The 22,268-nt window shown below is 69.3% G+C and carries 21 protein-coding genes; 8 read left to right on the top strand and 13 right to left on the bottom strand.

Going from position 1 to position 22,268, the window contains the following annotated elements; translation table 11 throughout:
- Positions 1–143: 143 nt before the first annotated feature.
- Complete coding sequence (locus ABZV91_RS01680; RefSeq protein WP_355233861.1) at positions 144–1,310, top strand: XdhC/CoxI family protein; 1,167 nt, start codon at positions 144–146, stop codon at positions 1,308–1,310.
- On the opposite strand, the gene ABZV91_RS01675 is transcribed toward ABZV91_RS01680, so the two are convergent.
- From ABZV91_RS01675 to ABZV91_RS01660, 4 genes are all read right to left on the bottom strand, one after another.
- The gene (locus ABZV91_RS01675) at positions 1,241–1,801 is read right to left on the bottom strand and encodes a nucleotidyltransferase family protein (RefSeq protein WP_355233859.1); all 561 of its coding nucleotides are present in this window, start codon (positions 1,799–1,801) and stop codon (positions 1,241–1,243) included. The genes ABZV91_RS01680 and ABZV91_RS01675 overlap by 70 nt on opposite strands.
- Before the next feature lie 20 nt (positions 1,802–1,821).
- Positions 1,822–2,427, bottom strand: a complete 606-nt coding sequence (locus ABZV91_RS01670) for a QsdR family transcriptional regulator (protein WP_355233857.1) — start codon at positions 2,425–2,427, stop codon at positions 1,822–1,824.
- Positions 2,428–2,504: 77 nt separating this feature from the next.
- Positions 2,505–3,302: an ATP-binding cassette domain-containing protein gene (locus ABZV91_RS01665; RefSeq protein ID WP_355233855.1), complete on the bottom strand. Its 798-nt coding sequence runs from the start codon at positions 3,300–3,302 to the stop codon at positions 2,505–2,507.
- Entirely contained in the window at positions 3,299–3,970 is a 672-nt protein-coding gene (locus tag ABZV91_RS01660) for an FCD domain-containing protein (protein WP_355233853.1), read from the bottom strand. Before ABZV91_RS01660 ends, ABZV91_RS01665 begins: the two co-directional genes overlap by 4 nt.
- 176 nt (positions 3,971–4,146) lie before the next feature.
- Between ABZV91_RS01660 and ABZV91_RS01655 the strand changes: the two genes are divergently transcribed.
- Positions 4,147–5,904: a 2-isopropylmalate synthase gene (locus ABZV91_RS01655; RefSeq protein ID WP_355233851.1), complete on the top strand. Its 1,758-nt coding sequence runs from the start codon at positions 4,147–4,149 to the stop codon at positions 5,902–5,904.
- 12 nt (positions 5,905–5,916) lie between these two features.
- Here the strand turns inward: ABZV91_RS01655 and ABZV91_RS01650 are convergent, their stop codons facing one another.
- The 5 genes from ABZV91_RS01650 to ABZV91_RS01630 all read right to left on the bottom strand — a co-directional run bounded on the left by ABZV91_RS01650 (position 5,917) and on the right by ABZV91_RS01630 (position 11,597).
- A complete protein-coding gene (locus ABZV91_RS01650) occupies positions 5,917–6,435 on the bottom strand; it encodes a DinB family protein (RefSeq protein ID WP_355233849.1) in 519 nt (172 codons plus the stop codon).
- Between the two features lie 60 nt (positions 6,436–6,495).
- Entirely contained in the window at positions 6,496–8,292 is a 1,797-nt protein-coding gene (locus ABZV91_RS01645; RefSeq protein WP_355233847.1) for an acyl-CoA dehydrogenase, read from the bottom strand.
- Between the two features lie 458 nt (positions 8,293–8,750).
- Positions 8,751–9,716, bottom strand: a complete 966-nt coding sequence (locus tag ABZV91_RS01640; protein ID WP_355233845.1) for an alpha/beta hydrolase — start codon at positions 9,714–9,716, stop codon at positions 8,751–8,753.
- A gap of 38 nt (positions 9,717–9,754) precedes the next feature.
- Positions 9,755–10,474 carry an alpha/beta hydrolase gene (locus tag ABZV91_RS01635; protein ID WP_355233843.1) on the bottom strand — a complete coding sequence of 240 codons (720 nt, stop codon included), beginning with the start codon at positions 10,472–10,474 and terminating at the stop codon, positions 9,755–9,757.
- A gap of 106 nt (positions 10,475–10,580) precedes the next feature.
- Positions 10,581–11,597: a GlxA family transcriptional regulator gene (locus ABZV91_RS01630; protein WP_355233841.1), complete on the bottom strand. Its 1,017-nt coding sequence runs from the start codon at positions 11,595–11,597 to the stop codon at positions 10,581–10,583.
- A 78-nt stretch (positions 11,598–11,675) separates the two neighbouring features.
- Between ABZV91_RS01630 and ABZV91_RS01625 the strand changes: the two genes are divergently transcribed.
- A complete protein-coding gene (locus tag ABZV91_RS01625; RefSeq protein ID WP_355233839.1) occupies positions 11,676–12,269 on the top strand; it encodes a TetR/AcrR family transcriptional regulator in 594 nt (197 codons plus the stop codon).
- 379 nt (positions 12,270–12,648) lie between these two features.
- Here ABZV91_RS01625 and cysC read toward each other — a convergent pair whose 3' ends face one another.
- Genes cysC through ABZV91_RS01610 form a run of 3 tightly spaced genes read right to left on the bottom strand, consistent with a single transcriptional unit; the run spans position 12,649 to position 16,363 of the window.
- The gene (cysC, locus tag ABZV91_RS01620; protein ID WP_355233837.1) at positions 12,649–14,487 is read right to left on the bottom strand and encodes an adenylyl-sulfate kinase; all 1,839 of its coding nucleotides are present in this window, start codon (positions 14,485–14,487) and stop codon (positions 12,649–12,651) included.
- Positions 14,487–15,419: a sulfate adenylyltransferase subunit CysD gene (gene cysD, locus ABZV91_RS01615; RefSeq protein ID WP_355233835.1), complete on the bottom strand. Its 933-nt coding sequence runs from the start codon at positions 15,417–15,419 to the stop codon at positions 14,487–14,489. Before cysD ends, cysC begins: the two co-directional genes overlap by 1 nt.
- Positions 15,420–15,451: 32 nt before the next feature.
- Positions 15,452–16,363, bottom strand: coding sequence for a helix-turn-helix domain-containing protein (locus ABZV91_RS01610; protein WP_355233833.1), 912 nt, complete (start codon positions 16,361–16,363; stop codon positions 15,452–15,454).
- Between the two features lie 81 nt (positions 16,364–16,444).
- On the opposite strand from ABZV91_RS01610, the gene ABZV91_RS01605 reads away from it, so the two are divergent.
- From ABZV91_RS01605 to ABZV91_RS01595, 3 genes are read left to right on the top strand one after another with little or no spacing between them, the layout of a single operon-like run.
- Complete coding sequence (locus tag ABZV91_RS01605; RefSeq protein WP_355233831.1) at positions 16,445–17,608, top strand: hypothetical protein; 1,164 nt, start codon at positions 16,445–16,447, stop codon at positions 17,606–17,608.
- Positions 17,608–18,384: an SDR family oxidoreductase gene (locus tag ABZV91_RS01600; protein WP_355233829.1), complete on the top strand. Its 777-nt coding sequence runs from the start codon at positions 17,608–17,610 to the stop codon at positions 18,382–18,384. The genes ABZV91_RS01605 and ABZV91_RS01600 overlap by 1 nt, the downstream gene beginning before the upstream one ends.
- A gap of 13 nt (positions 18,385–18,397) precedes the next feature.
- A complete protein-coding gene (locus tag ABZV91_RS01595) occupies positions 18,398–19,570 on the top strand; it encodes a sulfotransferase (RefSeq protein ID WP_355233827.1) in 1,173 nt (390 codons plus the stop codon).
- A 111-nt stretch (positions 19,571–19,681) separates the two neighbouring features.
- Here the strand turns inward: ABZV91_RS01595 and ABZV91_RS01590 are convergent, their stop codons facing one another.
- Positions 19,682–20,350 carry a PaaI family thioesterase gene (locus tag ABZV91_RS01590; RefSeq protein WP_355233825.1) on the bottom strand — a complete coding sequence of 223 codons (669 nt, stop codon included), beginning with the start codon at positions 20,348–20,350 and terminating at the stop codon, positions 19,682–19,684.
- A gap of 223 nt (positions 20,351–20,573) precedes the next feature.
- Between ABZV91_RS01590 and ABZV91_RS01585 the strand changes: the two genes are divergently transcribed.
- Both ABZV91_RS01585 and ABZV91_RS01580 read left to right on the top strand, forming a co-directional pair.
- A complete protein-coding gene (locus ABZV91_RS01585; protein WP_355233823.1) occupies positions 20,574–20,828 on the top strand; it encodes a hypothetical protein in 255 nt (84 codons plus the stop codon).
- Positions 20,804–22,249 (top strand): serine/threonine-protein kinase, encoded by a 1,446-nt coding sequence (locus ABZV91_RS01580; RefSeq protein WP_355233821.1) that lies wholly within the window; start codon positions 20,804–20,806, stop codon positions 22,247–22,249. Before ABZV91_RS01585 ends, ABZV91_RS01580 begins: the two co-directional genes overlap by 25 nt.
- Positions 22,250–22,268 lie beyond the last annotated feature (19 nt).

Below are 22,268 nucleotides of genomic sequence, written 5' to 3'. Positions count from 1 at the left end.
CTGAGCACTTGTTTAGCATCGGCTTTCCAGCAGTGTCAATACAGGATATGTCGTTTTCAAGAATTGCAATATCGATTTGCGGAAGTGATATTCTTGCATGGTGATCCCGGTCGTACGTCACGCTGCCGAGCGGAGGTAGAGCTATGCGCGACCTGGCCGCGCACCTGGCCCGATGGCATGCCGAGGGTGCCACCTACGCGGTGGCGACCGTGGTGGCGGTCCGGGGGAGCGCCCCGCTGCCGCCGGGGGCGGCCATGGCGGTCGATGGGGCGGGCGCGGTCCGCGGCAGTCTGTCGGGTGGCTGTGTGGAGGGCGCGGTATACGAATTGTGCACGCGGGTCCTGGCCGCAGGGGAGCCGGCGCGACAGACCTTCGGCTACAGCGATGCCGACGCGTTCGCGGTCGGTCTGACCTGTGGGGGTGAGCTCGATGTCTTCGTACAGCGGATCACGCCCCCGCAGTACCCGGTGGTCGAGGCCGCGCTCGACCCGTCCCGGCCCGTGGCGTTGGTCCGCGACCTCACCACCGCGGCACTGGCGGCGGTGACCGCCGAATCGGTGCTCACCGACGGCGGGGGCTGGCCCGATCCGGCGGTGGAGCAGGCGCGCGCGCTGCTCCACCGCGGAGCGAGTGGCCTGCGGACGATCGGGTGCGGCCCGGCGGCCCGGGACATTCTCGTCACCGCGTACGCCGCGCCCCCGCGGCTGATCGTCTTCGGCGCGAATGTCTTCGCGGCCGCGCTCTGCCGGGTCGGGAAGCTGCTGGGCTATCACGTCACGGTCTGCGAAGGGCGGGCGGCCTTCGCGGAGCGGGCCCGGCTACCGGAGGCCGACGAGGTGGTCGCCGACTGGCCGCACCGCTATCTCCGGGCCACCCCGGTGGATTCCCGGACCGTCCTGTGTGTGCTCACCCATGACCCGAAGTTCGATATTCCGGTGCTGGTCGAGGCGCTGCGCCGACCGGTCGCCTATATCGGCGCCATGGGTTCGCGCCGCGCGGACATCGAGCGGCGCGCCCGGCTGCGCGAGGCCGGTGTCACCGCGGAACAGCTCGCGCGGCTGCGCTCGCCGATCGGGCTGCAACTGGGCGGCCGGACGCCGGAGGAGACCGCCCTGGCCATCGGCGCGGAGATCGTCGCGCTGCGCCACGGCGGGTCGGCGCGCGCGCTGTCGGGCACCGGGCGGCCGATCCACGCCGTCGCGCCGGAGCGGCGGGAAACCGACGCGGTGCCTGCCGCCGATCAACGTGTGAGATCCGCTGGGGTGTCGACATCGTCGGGCGAACCGGTTCCGTCACACGGTACCTGCTGAACGAGTGCGGAATGGGCGGCCAGGAATCCACGCGCGCCGATATCGCCGACCGCTTCGGCCGTCACCGCCGCGAAATGTTCGGCGCCGAGCAGCACCGGATGTCCGGGGCGGCCGGCGTAGGTGGCGGTCGCCAGCCGGGCGCCGCAGGTGAGCAACCGGCGGACGGCTTCGGCGCCGAGCCACGGCATATCGACCGGGACGACCACGGCCGCGGTCTCGTGGACGGCCGCCAGGCCGGTGGTCAGCGAGGACCCCATCCCGGTCGCCCATCGCGGGTTGTGCACCACCGTGGCCCCGCGCACTCGCAGCTCCACCGCGCCGGATACCACGACCACCCGGGCGCAACCCCCGTCACGCAACAGGCGCACCGCCCGGTCGACCAGCCGTTCGCCCTCGAACAGCACCTCGGCTTTGGGCCTTCCGAAACGCCGTCCGGCGCCCGCGGCGAGTACCAGTCCCGCGGCGCCGATTCCTGCGGTCACATCGTCCATTCCGAGAGCCTCACCGATGATCAGTTGCCGGGGGGATCGATACCCAGCAGGGCCGTCTGTACCTGGTGCAGCCGGTCCACGTCACCGCGCAGGCCGGTCACATTGTCCTGGTATAGGAATGCCTCGCCCAGGCGCACCAGGGAGTAGGCGAGCAGCGACCGTTCCAGCTGGGGTGTATATCCGTCCTGTTCCTCGGCCCGGGTGATGAGCTGCTCCACCGCCGCGAGGATGCGCGGCTGGACCGGGCCGTAACTCGAGGTGAGGATGCGCAGGCCGGCCAGCGGTTCGTTCTCGAAGTACTGGCGGAACGGTTCGTTGCCGGCCATCCAGCGGTTGACCCGGTCGAGCACGCTGAGGATGCGCCGGGCGCCCGATTCGCGCCGGCGAGCGTCCGCGCGTTCGATGAGGGATTCGAATTCCCCGGCCAGTACGGCGCCGAGGACGCCGTCGCGAGATCCGAACCAGCGGTAGATGGAGGCGCGGCTCAGTTTGAGCTGGGCGGCGATCGCCTGGATATCGACCCGTTCCCCGGCCAGGAAAGCCTGCCGGGCCAGTGCTACTACTTCTTCCCGGGTGGCCGAGGCCGGGCGGCCGGGAGGTCGGGAAGTGCGGCTCACGGTGGTCACCACGTTATGGTACACACAATGATCCGTGTATCTAAAACGGTGACGGCCCGGCCGTGCGGTATCGAGTGTAGAGCGGGTCAGACCGGCTGGGTCAGTGGGGATCGCGCCGACCACCGGCCGTCCTCCCGGATGACCCGCACCGGATGATCGAACGCCGCGGAAATATGTGCGGTGGTGATGGTTTCGTCCGCCGGGCCCGCCGCGACGGTCCGTCCGTTCGCGATCAGCAGCGCATGGCCGGTCGTCGTCGGCAGCTCCTCGAGATGGTGGGTCACCAGTACCGACGCGAGTTCGGGGTAGGTCCGGTCCAATGCGTCGATCGTGTGCAGCAACTGTTCGCGGGCCGCCACATCCAGCCCGGTGGTCGGTTCGTCGAGCAGCAGCAGGCGTGGCGCGGTGATCAGCGCGCGAGCGATGAGCGTCCGTCCGCGTTCCCCCTGGGAGAGGGTGAACCACGAGCGTTCGGCTTTCGCGGCCATCCCCACCGCGTCGAGGGCGTCCGTCGCCGCCGCGATCTGGTCGGCGGTAGGTGTCCAGCGCAACGGGGTGTCCACCGTCCCGGTGAGTCCGGTCAGCACCACATCGCGCACCGGGAGCGGTGAGCGCAGCGGATGCCGCGGGTCGACGTGTCCGATGGAGCGCCGCAGCCGCTGGAGTTCGACGCGGCCGAGCTGCTCCCCGAGGACGCGTACGGTGCCGGTGGTCGGATGGGTGACTGCTCCGCAGAAACCCAGCAACGTACTCTTCCCCGCGCCGTTCGGCCCGAGCAGGGCCCAGTGTTCACCGGCGCGCACCGTCAGCGAGATCCCGTCGATGATCTGGTTGCCGTCGCGCCGGAAAGTGACCTCGGTCAGTTCCAGAACGGGGGTGGTCACGAGAAGGCCTCCTTGATGGCGCGCAGATGGTCCCGGCTGAGCGCGGCCGCGGCGTCCGGGTCGCGGGCGGCGATGGCGGCGGCGAGCCGCTCGTGCGCCGCGTGGTCGGCGGGTGGGGACGGCACCGGGCGGATGTGCAGCATATCGATCATCGCGACCCGCAGCCGAGGCAGGAAGGTGTCGAAAAGCTGGATGAGTATGTCGTTGTGCGCGGCCACGATCACGGCGCGGTGGAACGCCGTATCGGCATCGACATGCTCGGGAACCGACAGGCCCGGGGCCGTGCGGCCGGCCAGAGTGCGGCGGATCGTCCGCAGGTCGGCGGGAGTGCGCCGATGGGCGGCCAGGGCGGCGGCCTCGGTCTCGATGGCCATCCGGGCTTCTATCACCGCGGCGATGGTCGCGCGCCGCACGACGATATCCCAGTCCTCGGCGATATCCAGGGCGGTGACGAAAACGCCGGCGCCCTGCCGGCTGCTGAGCACCCCGCGGCCCGCGAGTTCGCGAATCGCCTCGCGCAGTGTCGAACGCCCGACTCCGAGCTGGGCCGCGAGGGTGGTCTCGCCCGGGAGCCGATGGCCGAGCGGCCACTCGCCGGCCCGGATGCGTGCCAGCAGCAGATCGGCCGTCTGTTCGGCCAGCGGGTGCCGTCGCACCTGGGAAACCATATCGAACCTCGCTACTTGTCTGAGGAGTCGTGTACAGTCTGCCACATGTCGCACCCGGAGCTTCTCCTCGACCGCCACGGCGGGGCCTGAACGATCGGCCACCCCGCCGTGGGGTTGTCGTCGGCCGGTCACCGTCACGGAACGGCCGCACGCACAGGAAGACCGGGCAACGCCCCATGTCCACACAGACCCACCCCACCATCGACACTCCCGCCGGCGCGGTGCCCCGCGACGCGCCGCAGTGGTACCGGCAGCGGCACTCCCGGCTGCCCTCGTATCGGTACCGCGACATCTACGACCGGGTGGACGTCCCCGTCACCGAACGCCACTGGCCGCAGGCCCGGATCGAGCGCGCGCCGCTCTGGGTCCCGGTGGACCTGCGCGACGGTAATCAGGCCCTGGCCGAGCCGATGGACCCGGAACGCAAGATGCGGTTCTTCACCATGCTCGTCGCCATGGGGTACAAGGAGATCGAGGTCGGCTACCCGTCGGCCTCCAAGGCCGATTTCGATTTCGTCCGGATGCTCGCCGATACCGGTGCGGTTCCCCAGGATGTGACCCCGGTGGTGTTCACTCCCGCTCGGCGCGATCTCATCGCGCGGACCGTCGATTCGGTACGCGGGATGGACAACGAGGTGGTGATCCACCTGTACACCGCCACCGCGCCGATATGGCGCGACACCGTGCTCGGCAAGGACGCCGGTGCCGTCCGCGAGCTGATCCTGGCCGGCGCGCGGGATGTCCTCGAATTCGCCGCCGACCTGCCCCGTGTGCGCTTCCAGTTCTCCCCGGAGGTGTTCAACCAGACCGAACCCGGATATGTGCTGGAACTCTGCGACAGCGTCACCGAACTGTGGGACGCCACCCCGCAGCGGCCGGTGACCCTGAACCTGCCGGCCACCGTGGAGATCGCGACTCCCAATGTCTACGCCGATCAGATCGAGTACATGCACCGCTCGCTCGGCCGCCGCGACAGCGTGATCCTGTCGGTGCACCCGCACAACGATCGCGGTACCGGCGTGGCCTGTGCCGAACTGGCGGTGCTGGCCGGCGCGCAGCGGGTGGAAGGGTGTGTGTTCGGCAACGGCGAACGCACCGGCAATGTCGATATCGCCACGCTCGCGTTGAATCTGCACGCCCAGGGCGTGGACCCGATGATCGATTTCTCCGATATCGACGAGATCCGCCGCACGGTCGAGTACTGCACCCGGCTGCCGGTCCACCCGCGCCATCCCTACGTCGGCGACCTGGTGCACACCGCGTTCTCCGGTACCCACCAGGACGCGATCAAGAAGGGGTTCGCCGAGCACCGGGCCCGGGCGGCCGCGACCGGACGCCCCGAACGCGAGATCGAATGGCGGGTACCGTATCTGCCCATCGATCCGGCCGATATCGGCCGCAGTTACGACGCCGTGGTCCGGGTCAACTCGCAGTCCGGAAAAGGCGGTATCGCCTACCTGCTCGCCACCGAACACGGGCTGGACCTGCCGCGCCGGTTGCAGATCGATTTCGCCGGCCGGGTGCAGGGCCATGCCGACGGGACCGGGGGTGAGGTGAGTGCCGCCGAACTGCGCGCTCTCTTCGACGAGGCCTATATCGATGCCACCGAGCCGCCGGAGGTGCAACTGAAGGATCTGCGCGTGGCGGGTGCGGAGGACAGGCCGACCGTCGCGGTCGGTCTGATGGTCGGTGGGCTGGCCTACGACAGTGAGTACGCGGGCGCCGACCGGTTGGCGGCGGTGGTCGCGGCTCTCGCGGCGGCGGGGCGGGAGATCGAGGTACTGAGCCTGACCGGGCACCCCGTCGCCGGTCACGCGATCGCCTATCTCGAGTACCGGCGCGGCGGGTGGACCGGATGGTCCTGCGCGTACGGCGATTCGGTGGAAGCGGCCGCAGTGGCGGCGGTGCTGCGCGCGGCCGGCAGCCCCGCCTGAGACCGGCGGGGGTCAGTCGCCGGTACGCCCGTCGATCCGTTCGCGCAGCAGGTCGGCGTGCCCGTTGTGGCGGGCGTACTCCTCGATGAGATGCAGATATACCCAGCGCAGGCTGTATTCGGTGCCATTGGGGTGACGACAGCGGTGGTCGAGCCCGAGCTCGGCCACCGCCGCGTCGGCCAGCTGTGTCTCCCGGTGGTAGACGGCGAAATCGGCGGCCGGGTCGGCGGATCCGGCATTGTCGATATCGCCGTCGGGGTCGGCGGCCGAACAGTAGAGGTAGTCCAGCTGTTCACCGGCCGCGGCCATCCGCAGCCAGCCGCGTTCCACCTCGGCCAGATGCCGCACCAGGCCGAGCAGGGACAGCGCGGACGGGGGCGCGCTGCGGTAGGCGAGCCGGGTGGCGTCCAGACCGGCGCATTTGCCGAGCAGTGTCTGCCGGTGGTGATCCAGCCAGGACTGCAGCATCGGGCGTTCCGGTCCGGTGGACACGGTCGTGGCGCGGTGCACGGCGGGTGCGATCCAGCTCATGTGGTCACCGTATCGGCGGGCGCCACTTCTTTTCCGATGTGGCGGGCGGCCCGCCCGGACTCAGAACCAGTTCTCGCGCATATCGAGGGTGGTGGTGTCGAGGTCGGCGAGGAGGTCCAGTTGCGGGGCGGTGCGCGGCAGCTCGTGCCGGAAGAAATAGCGGGCGGCGTGCCGTTTCCCGTCGTAGAAGTCACCGTCGCGACCGTGCGCGGCGACCGCCTGCGCCAGCCAGATCCAGGCCACCACATGATGGCCGAACGCCTCCAGGTAGACCGAACTGTTGGCCAGCGCGACCTCGATATCACCGGCGGCGAACAGCCCGCCGGTGACCGTGACCAGCCGGCTCCAGGACTTGTCGAGCCGGTCGGCGAGGTCGGCGGTCTCGCCGCCGAGTTCGCGGGCGGCCGCGAGGGTTTCCCGGATTCTGGTGTCGAGTTCGCGCAGGCTCGCACCCGACTGCTGGGTCACTTTGCGGCCCAGTAGGTCCAGGCCCTGGATGCCGTGGGTGCCCTCGTGGATGGGGTTGAGCCGGTTGTCGCGATAGTGCTGTTCGACGTTGTATTCGCGGGTGTAGCCGTAACCGCCGAGGACCTGGATGGCGAGATCGTTGGCGGCCAGGCACCACTGGGACGGCCAGCTCTTGGCGATCGGAGTGAGGATGTCCAGCAGCAGGGTGAGCGCGCGGCGTTCGTCGTCGGACCCGGCGGTCCGCTGTTCGTCGATGAGCCGTGCGCAGTACAGCACCAGCGCCAAGCCGCCCTCGGCGTAACTCTTCTGCGCCAGCAACATCCGTTTCACATCGGCGTGTTCGATGATCGGGCGCTGCGGGGCGCCCGGGTCGGCGGCGCCCTTGGTGCGGCCCTGGGGACGGTCCCGGGCGTACTCGAGCGATTCGAGGTAGCCGGTGTAACCGAGGGCCGCGGCGACCAGCCCGACTCCGCAGCGGGCTTCGTTCATCATGTGGAACATGTACTTCAGCCCCTGGTGCGGTGCGCCGACCAGGTAACCGACCGCACCTGCGGAGCCGTCGGGAGTCCAGCGGCCCTCGCCGAAGTTGAGCACGGTGTTGACGGTGCCGCGGAAACCCATCTTGTGGTTGAGCCCGGCCAGCGCCACATCGTTGCGCTCGCCGCGGGTACCGTCCTCGTTCACCAGATACCGGGGCACCACGAACAGCGAGATGCCCTTGGTGCCCACCGGCCCACCCGGGATCTTGGCGAGTACCAGATGCACGATGTTGTCGCCGAGTTCGTGATCGCCGCCGGAGATCCACATCTTGGTGCCGAAAACCCGGTAGGTGCCGTCGTCGCGCGGTTCGGCCCGGGTGACGATATCGGCGAGCGAGGAACCGGCCTGCGGTTCGGACAGGCACATGGTGCCGAAGTAGCGCCCTTCCAGCATCGGCGGGACGAAACGCCGCACCAGTTCTTCCTCGGCGTGCGCGATGAGCAGATTGGCGTTGCCGATGGTGAGCAGCGGGTAGGCGCTGGTGCCGGGGTTGGCGGCGTGGAACCAGGCGAAGGCCGCCTGGGCCACCGCGGCCGGGAGTTGCGCGCCGCCCAGTTCCGCGTCCATGGTGGCTCCGACCATGCCCGCGTCGGCGAACGCGGTCAGGGCGCTGCGCACTTCCGGGATGATGGTGACCGTCTCGCCGTCGAAGGTGGGTTCGTGGGCGTCGTTGAGCTTGTTGTGGGTGGCGAAGTACCGGGTGGCCAGCTGTTCGCTCAGGTCGAGGACGGCGTCGAAGGTCTCGCGCGAGTGGTCGGCGAAGCGCGGCCGCCCGGTCAGGTCCTGCACCGCGAGCCATTCGTAGAGCAGGAACTCGAGGTCGCGCCGGGACAGCAGAGTAGACCGCATAACCACCCTTTCGGTACAAGTTCTCGCCAGAGTATCAAATACCGGGCGGCGGCCGGTGCCCGCGGACTACGCCTCACCAGCGCCGCCGAACGGCTCGGAGGGTAGTCGTCCCGGCCGGGGAGCGGTCCGGAAACGTAAATGTGCCCGATCATTCCTCGGCGCCTCGGGCCGAACGGGACGAGATGGCGGTAGGCAGGGCCGGGTTACGCGGCGGTCTCCGCGATGAGGTCGGCTCGATGTCGCCGGGGCGCTCGCCCCGCGGGCCGGCACTCGCGCGGTGCCGGAAAACGACCGGCCGAGATCCCGCCCCGGCCGGTGCGGGATGACGATGTCATCCCGCACCGGGCCGCCGATCCGGCTCGCCGGAACTCCGGAGCCGCCGCGCGAAGTCCGCGTGGTTGCCTTCGTGCCGGGTCCGGCGGCCCAGCGGTTGGTCCTCCTCGAGTGAGGATGTGATGTCAGGCGGTGTGCAGCGCCTCGCGCAGGACCGCGACGGCCTGGGCGATCGCGGCCCGGGCGGCCTGGGTCCCGTGCATCGAGTTGACCATGACGAAATCGTGCACGATGCCGCCGTAACGGGTCTGGGTCACCGGAACCCCCGCGTCCCGGAGCTTGCCCGCGAACGCCTCACCCTCGTCGCGCAGGACATCGGCCTCGGCGGTGATCACCAGGGCGGGCGGCAGACCGGTGAGCTGCTCGCGGGTGGCGCGCAGCGGGGAAGCGGTGATCTGCGCCCGGTCGTCCTCGCTGGTGGTGTATTGGTCCCAGAACCATTTCATGCCCTCGCGGGTGAGGAAGTAGCCCTCGGCGAACTGCCGGTAGGAGCCGGTATCGAACGCGGCATCGGTCACGGGATAGAACAGCACCTGCTGGACGAAGGAGATATCCCCGCGCTCCTTGGCCATCAGGGTCAGCGCGATGGCCATATTGCCGCCGACCGAATCACCCGCGATCGCGATCCGCGCGGGGTCGAGGCCCTTCTCCGCGCCGTGCGTGCTCACCCACTGGGCGACCCGGTAGGACTGCTCGTTGGCGACCGGATAGCGCACGTCGGGGGAGCGGTCGTACTCGGGGAAGACGACGGCCGCGCCGACTCCGACCGCGAGATCGCGGACCAGGCGGTCATGGGTGTGGGCGTCGCCGAAAACCCACCCGGCGCCGTGCGTGTAGACGATCACGGGCAGGGGTCCGGTCGATCCGGGCGGGGTGACGATCCGGGCGCGCACCGAACCGGTCGGCCCGCCCTCGACGGTGATCCACTCCTCGTCGATCTCGGGTTTGTCGATCGGTGAATCCTGGACCGAATCGACGGCCTTACGTCCCTCCTCCGGCGGCAACTGATAGAGGAACGGCGGCTCCGAGGTCGCGTCGACGAACTCCTGCGCGGCCTGTTCGAGGGAGATGTTCAGTGGGTTTCCGGCCATGGTGGACAAACCTTTCGATCGATGGAGTGGTGTGGGAGTCAGGACAGTTCGGTGAGTGCGCCGGTGATGACGCCGGCGACCTCGGCGGGATGGGTGTGCATGACCAGATGCGGTGCGTCGATCTCCACGATCGAGCGCAGTGCGGCGCGGCGGTACCCGAATCGTTCGACCTCGGGATTGATGGTGTGGTCGGCCGCGGAGACGATGCCCCAGCCCGGTCTGGTCTTCCAGGCGGCGACGGTGGCCGGCTCGCCGAACGCGGCCGCCGACAGCGGACGCTGGGAGACCGCCAGCGCCCGCGCGGTGCGTGGCTCCACGCCCGCCGCGAAGATCTCCGGGAAGGCCGCGGTGTCGACCCACACATCGGTGCCCGGTTCTGTGCCGGGTTCGGCGGGAGCGGGGGTGTAGACGAGGTGGGCGGCCAGCGCGGAATCGGGGAAGCCGCCCTGCAACTGCCCGAGGCTCTCTCCTTCCTCGAGGGCGTATCCGGAGACATAGACCAGGCCGATGACATTGTCGGCCGTCCCCGCGACCGTGATGACCGCGCCGCCGTAGGAGTGCCCGGCCAGCAGGACCGGTCCGTCGATCCGTTCGACGAAGGCGCGGACCGCGTCCGCGTCGGCGGTCAGGCTGCGTCCGGCCACCGGCGGGGCGTAGACCCGGTGACCGTCGGCGAGCAAGTGCTCGATGACCGGATGCCAGCTGGACGCGTCGGCGAAAGCGCCGTGCACGAGGACGATGGTCGGTGCGAGGGGCATCGGGGTTCTCTCTGTCGCGGTGACGGCGCCGAGGATGCGCGCCGTATCGAGCTTCGACCGGACGACCCCGTTCCCGCCCCTCGCTACCGGCCGGGAAACCCCCCGATCAGGACGCGGCCGCGGTGAGTTCGGGCGCGGGAGGCGCGATCGTGCCCGTGGACCGGAACTGCTGCTGGTATTTGCGCGGCGAGATGCCGAGGCGGGCGACGAACGCGCGCCGCAGGGCTTCACTGCTGCCGTAACCCGCCGCCATGGCGGCCTCGGTGACCGTATGACCGGCGTGCAACATATCGCGCGCCACCCCGAACCGGATGAAGGCCACGTATTCGGCGGGGGAGTGCTCGAGTTCGGCGCGGAAGAGCCGGGTCAGGTGGCGGACGCTGACCCGGGCGTGGTCGGCCAGGGTGCGGACCGTATGGGGGAAGGCGGGATCCGCGCAGATCAGGTCGACGACGGTACGCACCAGCGGACTCCGGGGCAGGGGCCCGCTCAGTGAGGCCGAGAACTGCGATTGGCCGCCGGCGCGCTGCATCGGGACCACCATGAGTTGGGCGATCCGGCGGGCGATATCCGCGCCGTGATCCTCCTCCACGATCGCCAGCGCCAGGTCGATACCCGCCGCCACACCGGCCGAGCTGTACATATTTCCGTCGCGGACGAAGATCGCGTCCGGTTCCACCCTGGCCGCCGGATAACGCCGGGCCAGATCGGCCGCGTACTTCCAGTGGGTGGTGGCCCGGCGGCCGTCGAGAACCCCGAGCTCGGCCAGCACGAACGCGCCGCTGCAGATGGAGGCGAGGCGGCGGGTCTGCCAGGACAGCCGGCGGGCCGCCGCGAGGACCTCGGGCGTGACGAACCGCGAGGGCGGCAGTTCGCTCCCGGGGATGACCACGGTGTCGAAGCGACCGGCGTCGGCGGCCGCGGCGCTCACCTCGATCCGCGCGCCCAGCGAGGTCTGCACGCTGTTGCCGGCCGGGGAGACCAGCACCACCTCGTACCCGGCCACGGCCTGGTTGGCCTCGATGAACACCTCCGCCGGACCGACGAAGTCGAGGGCTTTCACCCCGTCGAAGACCAGGATGCCCATCCGCCGTCGAGGGGATTCCGCCGCGTCACACACCATGGGCGTGAGTATTCTGGAGCCACGCCTCCAGAACAAGGGATGTGGGCGATATCGCAGCAGGATTGGTACGGTGAGCGCATGGGACGGCCGCGACAGTTCGACGAGCCGCGCCTCCTGGAAGCGGCCACGGAACTGTTCTGGTCGCGGGGGTTCGACGACACTTCGGTCGGGGATGTCTCGGCGGCGACCGGTATCGGCAACGGGAGCATCTACGCGGCCTACGGCAGCAAACGCGGGCTGTTCCTGGCCGCCTTCGAGCAGTACTGCGATCGGCGCGCCCGGTTCGTCCGCGACGCGATCGTCGCCGCCCCCGGTTCCGCCCGCAATGCGGTCCGCACGCTGCTGCGCGCGGTGATCGACGACTGCGCCGGGCAGCCGGACCGGCGCGGCTGCCTGATGCTCAACAGCATCGCGCAACTGGGCCGGCGGATGCCGGAGGTCGTCGCCATCGGCAGTCGTACGACCGCGGCGATGGAAGCGGGCGTCGCCGAAGGGCTGGCCACGCGTCCGGGGGGCGATATGGACGCGGCGACTCTCTCCACGCATTGCGCCGGTGTGGTGGTGATGGCCCAGGGCCTCATCCAGCTCAGCCGGCTGGGTACCCCCGTGGAACGGCTCCGGGAGATCGCCGAGATCGCGGGCCCGACGCTGCTGGTGGCAGTGCCCGAATAATCTGTCGGGTGGAGCGCCTGTCGTGACTCATACGGTCCGCTGCAAAGCTGATTGCCGAGGAAGTGGCCAAGGACCGGTTCATCGCCGACCACCGGCAACATGACGGCGAGATCGTCGGTGTCTACCGGGTTGCGACGGTTCCCGAGCAACGGTCACAAGGCAACGCGGTCTCATGGGCACGGCGCCGGCGGCTCATCCGGACCGTCTGGCGACCTTGCTCGCCACCGCGGCCGGACCGTTGTACGAGTCGATGCATTTCGAAACAGATCGCGAAGTCACCTCGGTCCGCGCTGCGTCCTGAATCGAGCTCTGGGCGTCGCGGGTTAGTACCGGCGCGATCGCCTGCGCCTACGGCGCGCCGGTCCTCATGCGGTGCGGGTCAGGCACTCTCCTCCCGGGCGAGCAGCGCCAGGATCGCGGCGGCCATCGCGGCCGGGTCGCCGTCCTCCGGGCGCAGCACCAGCGCCGGTGCGGTCGGCGCCTCGTAGGGATCGTCGATACCGGTGAAACCACGAACCTCCCCGGCCCGGGCTTTCGCGTAGAGGCCCTTGGGGTCACGGGCCTCACACACCTCCAGCGGGGTGTCCACGAAAATCTCGACGAAGGGGATTCCCGCGGTGGCGTGGGTATCCCGTGCCCGGTCGCGGTCTGCTCGGTAAGGGCTGATGAGCGAGACGATGGCGACGGTCCCGGATTCGGCGAACAGCCGGGCGACCTCGCCCACCCGGCGGATGTTCTCGGTGCGATCGGCCGCGCTGAAACCCAGATCCGCGTTGAGGCCGTGGCGCAGGTTGTCGCCGTCGAGCAGGAACGCCGGCCGCCCCGCGGCCACCAGGCGGCGCTCGAGCTCCACGGCCACCGAGGATTTCCCGGACCCCGACAGCCCCGTGAGCCAGACGGTCAGCCCCCGGGTGGCGCGCTCGGACCGCTCCACCGCGCTCGCATGCCACACCACCCGGGAGGAGGGCAGGCTCGGCCCGGTGATCATCCCGGCGCCCACGGTATCGCCGGTGGTGTCGTCGACCAGGAGGAAACTGCCGGTAGTGCGATTGCGGCGGTAGGGGTCGAACTGCAGCGGCTGCCGGGTGCGCAACTGCACCCGGCCGATCTCGTTGAGCGACAGCGCGGTCGCGTTCTCGTCCCGGTGCAGCGTGTTCACGTCGAGCCGGTAGTCCAGCGAGCGGATCTGCGCGGGCACACTGCGGGTGGTGTGGCGGACGGTATAGGACGCGCCGGGGCGCAGCTGGGCTTCGTCGCTGAACCAGCACACCATGGTGTCCAGATCGCGGCCGACCTGCGGGCGGTTGGCGGGGCGGCAGAGCATATCGCCGCGACCGATATCGAGCTGATCGGCGAGGGCGACCGTGACCGCCTGCGGGGGGAATGCCTGCTCGAGCGGAACCCCGCCCGGACCCCAGATCCCGGTCACGGTGGTCGTGAGACCCGAGGGCAGCACGGTGATCTCGTCACCGGCCGACCAGACGCCGCTGGCGACGGTGCCCGCGTAACCGCGGAAATCCGGTGTGTGGCTGCGGATCACATACTGCACCGGCAGGCGCGCGTCGATGAGGTTGCGGTCCGAGGCGATATGCACTTCTTCCAGGTGGTGTAGCAGCGGAGTGCCCTCGTACCAGTCCATGGTGGCGCTGCGGTGCACGATATTGTCGCCGTGCAGCGCCGACATCGGGATGAAGGTCAGGTCCGCGATCTGCAAGCGGGAGGCGAACCCGGCGAATTCCTCCCGGATCTCGGCGAACCGCTGGGCCGAGTAGTCCACCAGGTCCATCTTGTTCACACACAGCACCAGGTGCGGGACGCCCAGCAGCGAGGCCAGGAAGGCGTGCCGCCGGGTCTGTTCGACCACCCCGTGCCGGGCGTCGACCAGGATGAGCGCGAGGTCGGCGGTGGAGGCGCCGGTGACCATATTGCGGGTGTACTGCACATGCCCCGGGGTGTCGGCGATGATGAATTTGCGCCGCGGGGTCGCGAAATAACGGTGGGCGACATCGATGGTGATGCCCTGTTCGCGTTCGGCGCGCAGCCCGTCGGTGAGCAGCGCGAGATCGGGGTAGTCCTGGCCACGCTCCCGGCTGGTGCGTTCCACCGCGTCGAGCTGGTCGGTGAACAGGGTCTTGGAGTCGAAGAGGAGCCGTCCGATCAGCGTGGACTTACCGTCGTCGACGCTGCCCGCGGTGGCCAGGCGCAGCAGGGTGCTCATCAGAAGTAGCCCTCTCGTTTACGGTCTTCCATCCCGGCCTCGGAGATCCGGTCGTCGGCGCGGGTCGCGCCTCGTTCGGTGACCCGCGCGGTCGCCACTTCCTCGACGACCTCGGCGGGGGTGGCGGCGGTCGATTCCACGCAGCCGGTGCAGGTGGCATCGCCCACGGTGCGGAAGCGCACCAGCGCCTCCTGGGGTTCCTCGCCGTCGAGCAGGGGCAAGAACCTGGTGTGCGCCAGCAGCATGCCGTCGCGCTGGACGACCGGGCGGCGGTGCGCGTAGTACAGCGACGGCAGGTCGATACCTTCGCTCGCGATATAGGTCCAGATATCGAGTTCGGTCCAGTTGGACAGCGGGAACACCCGGATGTGTTCGCCGGGACGGTGTTTGCCGTTGTAGAGGTTCCACAGTTCGGGGCGCTGCCGGCGTGGGTCCCACTGGCCGTACTCGTCGCGGAAACTGAAGACCCGTTCCTTGGCGCGCGCCTTCTCCTCGTCCCGCCGGGCGCCCCCGAAGACCGCGTCGAACCGGCCTTCGCGCAGGGTGCGCAGCAGGGTGGCGGTCTGCAACCGGTTGCGACTGGCGCGGGGACCGGTGTCCTCGGTGACCCGTCCGGCGTCGATATCGTCCTGGACCCGGCCGACGAGCAGGCGTAATCCGTACTTCGCGACAGCGGCGTCGCGATAGTCGATCACCTCGTCGAAATTGTGCCCGGTATCGATGTGCAGGATCGGGAAGGGGACCGGGGCCGGCCAGAACGCCTTGGTGGCCAGATGCAGCATCACCACCGAATCCTTGCCGCCGGAGAACAGCAGGACGGGACGTTCGAAGGTGGCGGCCACCTCCCGGAGGATATGGACCGATTCGGCCTCGAGTGCGGCCTGATGCGAGAGCTCGTAGGTACTCGCCGCCGACTTCGTGTGCTGGCTCACGCCTAAAAACTAGAACACGTTTCTATGCGCGGTCAACGGTTTGCCGGATGCCGCCCGCCCGCCGCGGCGGTGACCGCGTCGGCGGCGGCCACGAGCGCGGCGCCCCGGCGGGCGATCTCCGCGCCGGTGATCGGTTTTCCGACGTACATGGTGAGCACCAGTTGCTGGCGGCCGTCCGCGTCGTAGGTCGGCGCGGCGAGCAGGCTCACCGGGTGTTCTTTGCGCGGCCGCAGGTCGGAGCCCAGATAGACCCGTTCGCCGAGGGTGCTGACCAGCTCGGCGACCGCGGTGCGCAGCTCCTCGGGCAGATCCTGCCCGGCCACTCCGGCGAGCAGTGAATACAACCGGCGGCCCGCGCCGGTCATGCTCTCGACCAGATAGCCGCGCTCGCGGCATTCGGCCACGATATGGCGGAGCAGGGCCTCGTCCTGGTGTAGCGGGACGGTGGGCGCGGTGCCGCGCCAGGCGTCGAAGGCGGCCTCGGTGTCCCAGAGCACGTACATGAGCCCGACCGGCGGGGCGAACCGATAGGTGGCCCCGACCTGGACCATTGCCGGACCGGCGCTGTCCAGGACGCTGATCCGTTCGCCGACGACCGCGGAGGCGGTGCAGGTGGTGCCGTAGGCCGCGCTCAGTCGTTCCAGTTCGGGATGGGCGAGCGCGGCGATGGAGAAACTCTCCTGGGCCACCCGGCCGGCGGCGATCAGGGCCGGGCCCGGGCCGTATTCGCGGGTGCGCGGATCCCGGGTGAGGTAGCCGGCCGCGGTGAGCTCGGTGAGGATGCCCAGGCAGGTGGGCTTGGCCAGGCCCAGGCCGCGGGCCATTTCGGAGAGTCCGGTCCGGCGGCCGCGCCGGGCGACGACATAGTCGATCACCTGGACCACGCGCTGGGTGGGAGCCGACCGGCGCCCGACCTCCCGCACCTCCGAAACCTCTGCCGTCATTGACCACTCCTAGAACAGGTTCTAATCTTCTCGGTATCACAATGTACCAGGGCGGTACATATATGGAACACCGGGAGTATCGTGCTGACCCAGCCGTTCGCGGAATCGATCGCCGCCGCCGAGGAAATCATCAAGAGTGCCCCGCATATCCGCACCGCACAGGATCTCGCCGAGGGCTACGACTACCTCGCGGGCAGCATCCGCGCCGCCATCCAGATGTCGTGGGCCTTCGAACGGGACTTCCCCTTCTTCGTCCAGTCCACCGGGCCCTACACCAAGATGGGCCTGGACAACCCGGACACGCTCTACTGGCACGCCAACCTGCGGCCCGACGCCGAGTACGTGGTCACCGGCACCCGCGGCACCACCCGCGACCTGAGCTTCCAGGTACTCAACGGCAACTACTCGCCGACCGAGGTCCCCGGCGGCGAGACCGCCTTCGACGACCGATCCATCGATATCGCCGCCGACGGCAGCTACGAACTGACCCTGGGCCCCGGCCCGGGCGGCCGCAACCACATCCAGCTCGCCGCGGATTCCACCATGCTCGCGGTCCGCGAGGTCTACGGCGACTGGGCGAACGAGAAGGCCGGCACCGTCCGTATCGCCCGGGTCGACACCGTGGGCTCCGCCCCGCCCGCGATCACCTCCGACCTCATGGCGAAGCGTTACGAGGTCGCGGGCAAGATGCTGGTGTCCCGGCTGAAGACCTTCCTGGCCTTCCCCGAATGGTTCTATCTGAACCTGCCGGTCAATACGATGACCGAACCGCGGCGCACCCCGGGCGGCCTGTCCACCCAATTCTCCTCGGTCGGTCACTACGAGCTCACCGACGACCAGGTGATGATCTTGACGGTGCCGAAGTCCGACGCCCCCTACCAGGGCTTCCAGCTCGGCAGTATGTGGTATCTCTCGCTGGACTACATCAACCACCAGACCAGCCTCAATGCCGACCAGGCCAATGCCGATCCCGACGGGATGATCCGGCTGGTGATCAGCGAACGCGATCCGGGCCTGATCAACTGGATCGAGCGCACCGGCCACGATCGCGCCTATCTGCAATTCCGCTGGCAGCGGTTGTCCCGTGAGATGACGCCGGAGGACGGGCCGACCGTGGAACTGGTGTCCTTCGACGAACTGCCCGACCGGCTGCCCTATTACAAGGAATCGCGCATCTCCCCGGAGGACTGGAAGGCCCGGATCGCCGGCCGGCAGGCCGCGGTGGCGGAGAGGATGCTCGGCTGATGCTGTTGCAGGACAAGGTCGTCGTCGTCTCCGGGATCGGCCCGGGGCTGGGGCAGTCGATCGCGTTGCAGAGCGCGAAAGCCGGTGCCGATGTGGTGCTGGTATCGCGCACCGAGAAGCGGTTGCGCAAGGTCGCGGCCCAGGTCGAGGAACTCGGCCGGCGCGCGCTGGTGGTGCCCACCGATATCACCGACGATGCCGCCGCACAGAACCTCGTCGATGTCACGCGGGCGGAGTTCGGCCGGGTCGACGCGCTGGTGAACAATGCTTTCGCCATGCCGCCGATGGTCGATCTCGCCGAGGTGGCCTTCGACGACCTGCGGGCGAACCTGGAGACCAATGTCTTCGCCGCGCTACGGTTGACCCGCCTGTTCGCCCCCGCTCTCGCCGAGAGTGAGGGCTCGGTGGTGATGATCAATTCGGCGGTACTGCGGCACTCCCGGCAGCCCTACGGCCCGTACAAGATGGCCAAGACCACGCTGCTGGCACTCGCGCAGAGCCTGGCCACCGAACTTGGACCGCGCGGAATCCGGGTCAATTCCGTGGCGCCGGGCTGGATCTGGGCCGACACGCTGAAGTGGTACTTCGACTATCTGGCCCAGCAACGCGGGGTGAGCGCGGACGATATCTACACCGAGACCGCCGCCGATATCGACCTGCGCCGGCTACCCGAACCCGACGAGATCGCCGACGCGGTCGTCTTCTTCGCCTCCGCGATGTCGCGGGCGATCACCGGCACCTGTCTCGACGTGAACTGCGGCGAATTCCACCACTGAGGAGTAAGAGAAGATGATCGGCAGGGATGACGTCGGGACCATCGACGATCTGCACGCCTCCGCCACCAAGGTGGTCGGGCTCGACGATTTCGGCGACGACGACTACCGCACCGGCCTGTCGGTGCTGCTGGAGTCCTATGCACGCGACGCCGAACTCACCCCGTTCGGCAACAAGGTCAACCGCGCGATGGTGCGCGGCGCCCTGATCGCCCGGGCCCTGAGTGAAGCCGGGTGGAAGCAGTACCCTCAGCACGCCGAGCTCGCGATCGAACGACCGATCTTCGTGACCGGGCTACCGCGCTCGGGCACCACGGCGGTGCACCGCCTGCTCACGGCCGACCCCCGCCACCAGGGCCTGGAGATGTGGCTGACCGAGATGCCGCAACCCCGCCCGCCCCGGGAGACCTGGGAGCAGAATCCGGTGTTCGCGCGCCTGCAGGCCGGCTACGAGAAACATCATGTGGAGCATCCCGAATTCATGGGCGTGCACCACATCTCCGCCGATCAGGTGGAGGAGTGCTGGCAGTTGCTACGGCAGTCGGCGATGTCGGTCTCCTACGAGTGTCTGGGCTACCTGCCCCGCTACTCCGAATGGCTGCGCGAGCAGGACTGGACACCGGCCTACGCCAGGCATCGCCGGAATCTGCAACTGATCGGCCTCAACGACCCCGATCGGCGGTGGGTGCTGAAGAATCCGAGCCATCTGTTCGCCCTCGACGCATTGCTCACCGTCTATCCGGATGCCCTGGTGATCCAGATGCACCGGGTGCCGCGCACCATCGTCGCCTCGGTGTGCAGCCTGAACGAACAGGCGACGGCGGGCTGGTCGGAGAAGTTCCGCGGACCCGTGCTGGGGGCCGCGCAGCTGGACCTGTGGTCGCGCGGCGCGACAACCTTCCTCGAAGACCGGAAGAAATATCCGGCGGCGCAGTTCTGCGATGTGTACTACGAGGATTTCGTGACCGACCCGATCGGCACGGTCGAGAAGATCTACACGCAGTTCGGCATCGAGTTCACCGACGCGGCCCGGACGGAGATGACCGCTCTGCACGGCGAATCCACCTCCGGTGCGGCGCGGCCGGTCCACAAGTACTCGCTGGACGATTTCGGGTTGACGCCGGAGCAAGTGGACGCCGCGTTCGCGCCCTACCTCGACGTGCACTACCCGGGAGACGACCGGGCCTGAGCGGTTACGGCGGGCGGCGCCACGGGAAATCGAAGCCGCCGCCCGCCTGTCCGCCGTGTCCTCCGGCCGGCCGCCACCGGTCTTCCACGGCGGTGTCCGGCCGGTCCGGGATCAGGGCTGACCGGGCTTCAAGACGATGAACAGGCCGTGGGCCTCGGCGCAGAGCCGGTCCCCGTCGTGCAGGGTGGCCTTGATCCAGACCTTGCGGCCCTCTTGGCGTTCGGCCCAGGCGTGCAGCGCCAGTTCCTTGTTCAACGGTGTGATCGACCGGTAGTCCACGGTGAGCGATGCCGTCCGGGTCACCGACCCGGAGTGCGCCGATCCGGCCAGCCCCATCAGATCGTCGAAGCCCAGCGAGATGTACCCACCGTGGACGGCGGCGTTACCGCCGAGGTGGAAGGTGCGATAGGTGATCCGGGCCTGGACACCGTCGCGGTTCACCCGATCGACCCGATACGGCGGCAGGGTCACGTTTCCGCGGGAAGGCAGATCGAACCGGGTCCAGCCGGGCGCGTCCCATTCCTCGCCGACATAGGCGCCCAGCCGGTCGTTCAGTTTCTCCAGGATGCCGGCCGCTTCCTGCACCAGTTCGTCCGGCGGCACCGCCAGCCGGGCCCGGTCCATGAGCGTACGCACCTGTTCCACGAAGTCGCCGTAGTGCGGGCCGCCGCGACTGGTGTCGACAGTGCGGACCGCCTCCATCAACTCCGACATCGGCCGGAATCCGCCCTCGTGATGCTCGGCATCGGGGAGGATGTTCCCGGCCTCGTGTTCGCTCATGAGAACACGTTATCGTCACAGGTACGGCCGGGTCGCTGCCGGGGCCGCCGGACCGGGCGCGCGACCGGGCTGCTCGACGCCGCCCCGGCCGCGTAGGCTGCCGGATATCGGCGGTCGGGGAGTGCGGCTTCTTCCCGTCGGCCGCATCCCGTTCGTCCCAGGATTCCGGACGGGGTCAGTACGCACGCGGGGCGGTCCGGGGTCGGGCCGCGGGAGGACGACCATGCCGACGACACCACTGACGCAGCAGAGTTTTCAGACGGTGGTGTCCACCGATCACATAGTGCTGGTGGACTTCTGTGACCGACTCGAAGAGCTCGTCCAGCAGGTGCGCTGGATGGATATCGACGAGTTCCGGCGCGAGCGCAACATCCAGCAGCCCACGGCCGCCGCGCCCTCGGCGCCGGCCACCGTCGGCCGGATGGGTCCCGCGCCCGGACCGCAGGCCCACGGGTGGCCCGGTCCGCGCAGCGCGTGAAGGGCGGCCTGGAACCGGGTCGGCTCTTCGCCGGGTACCGGATAGACCGCCTGCTGGGCGCCGGTGGAATGGGCGAGGTCTATCTCGCCCGCGACCGTGACCTGCCGCGGCCCGTGGCCTTGAAGTTGCTGACCCCGATCGCCGGTGACGACCGCGACATCCGCGCCCGGTTCCTGCGCGAGGCCGATACCGCGGCGCGACTGTCCCATCCCAATATCGTCGCCGTGTACGCCCGCGGCGAGGAACAGGGCCGGTTGTGGATGGCGATCCAGTACATCGAAGGCACGGATGTGGCGGCGGTACTGCGGCGCGGGCCGGTGCGGCCCGATCACGCCGTGCGGATCACCGAGGAGACCGCGCGCGCACTGGATCACGCCCACGCGGCGGGTGTCCTGCATCGGGACGTGAAACCCGCGAACATCCTGCTGGCCTGGGGCGAACAGCAGCAGGTGTACCTGTCCGATTTCGGTATCGCCAAGGCGCTGGACCGAACCGACGGCCTGACCCGGACCGGAGAGTTGTACGCGAGTTTCCACTACGCCGCGCCCGAACAGTTCGAGATGCGCCCCGATATCGACCGGCGCGCCGATGTGTACTCACTCGGCTGCACCCTCTACTACCTGCTGACCGGACGCCTGCCTTATCCGGCCGCGACCACCGGGGCACTCGTCAACGCCCATCTCAACGCGCCGGTACCGCGGCCCTCGGCGGTGAACCCACGGCTGCCGTCGGGATTCGACGGCGTGATCGCCCGCGCGATGGCCAAGAACCGGGACGAACGGTTCTCCGGCTGTGGTGAATTGGCGCTGGCCGCGCGTCGCGCGCTCACCGAACCCGCGGTGACCGTGCCGGGGGCCGCGCTCGCCGCGCCGGTTCCGGCGCCGCCCGCTCCGGTAGCGCGGGCCGGGCCGCGTCGCACCCGCCGACTGCCGGCGGTGCTCGCGGCCGTCGTCGTGGTCGCGGTGCTCGGTGCGACTGCCTGGCTCACCGGCCTCGTGCGCGGTGGGGACGGTGAGTCCGCCGCGCCGCCGCCCACCGATGCGAAAACCGCCGCCGAACAGGCGGCCTGTGAGTACACCGCGCTCGTCGCCGGCTACGACTACGACGATCCGGCGGGCTGGGAGCAGAAGGTGCAGGCCGGTGCCACCGGACCGTGGAAGAGTCAGGCCGCGACCGTGCTGCCGATGGCCCGGGTCCTGATCTCCGCGGACCCGGAGCGGTCACGGGCGGGGGACACCCGCTGTAGTGCGACCATGGGCGACGGGGATACTCGCGCCGACGTCCAGGTACAGATCACCGTTCTCGACCAGGTTCCGGGCGAGGCGGAGACGACCCGTGACCTGTCGGTGTCCACGGTGATGGAACTGGTGGAGGGACGGTGGCTGTGCAGTGTTTTCAACGCGCCCTTCCTGCCGAGCTGAGTGGCCTGTGATGGTTTGC

It is taken from the genome of Nocardia sp. NPDC004568 (genome assembly GCF_040609955.1).
Classification (GTDB): domain Bacteria; phylum Actinomycetota; class Actinomycetes; order Mycobacteriales; family Mycobacteriaceae; genus Nocardia.
This window is presented reverse-complemented; position numbering and strand designations above follow the sequence as displayed.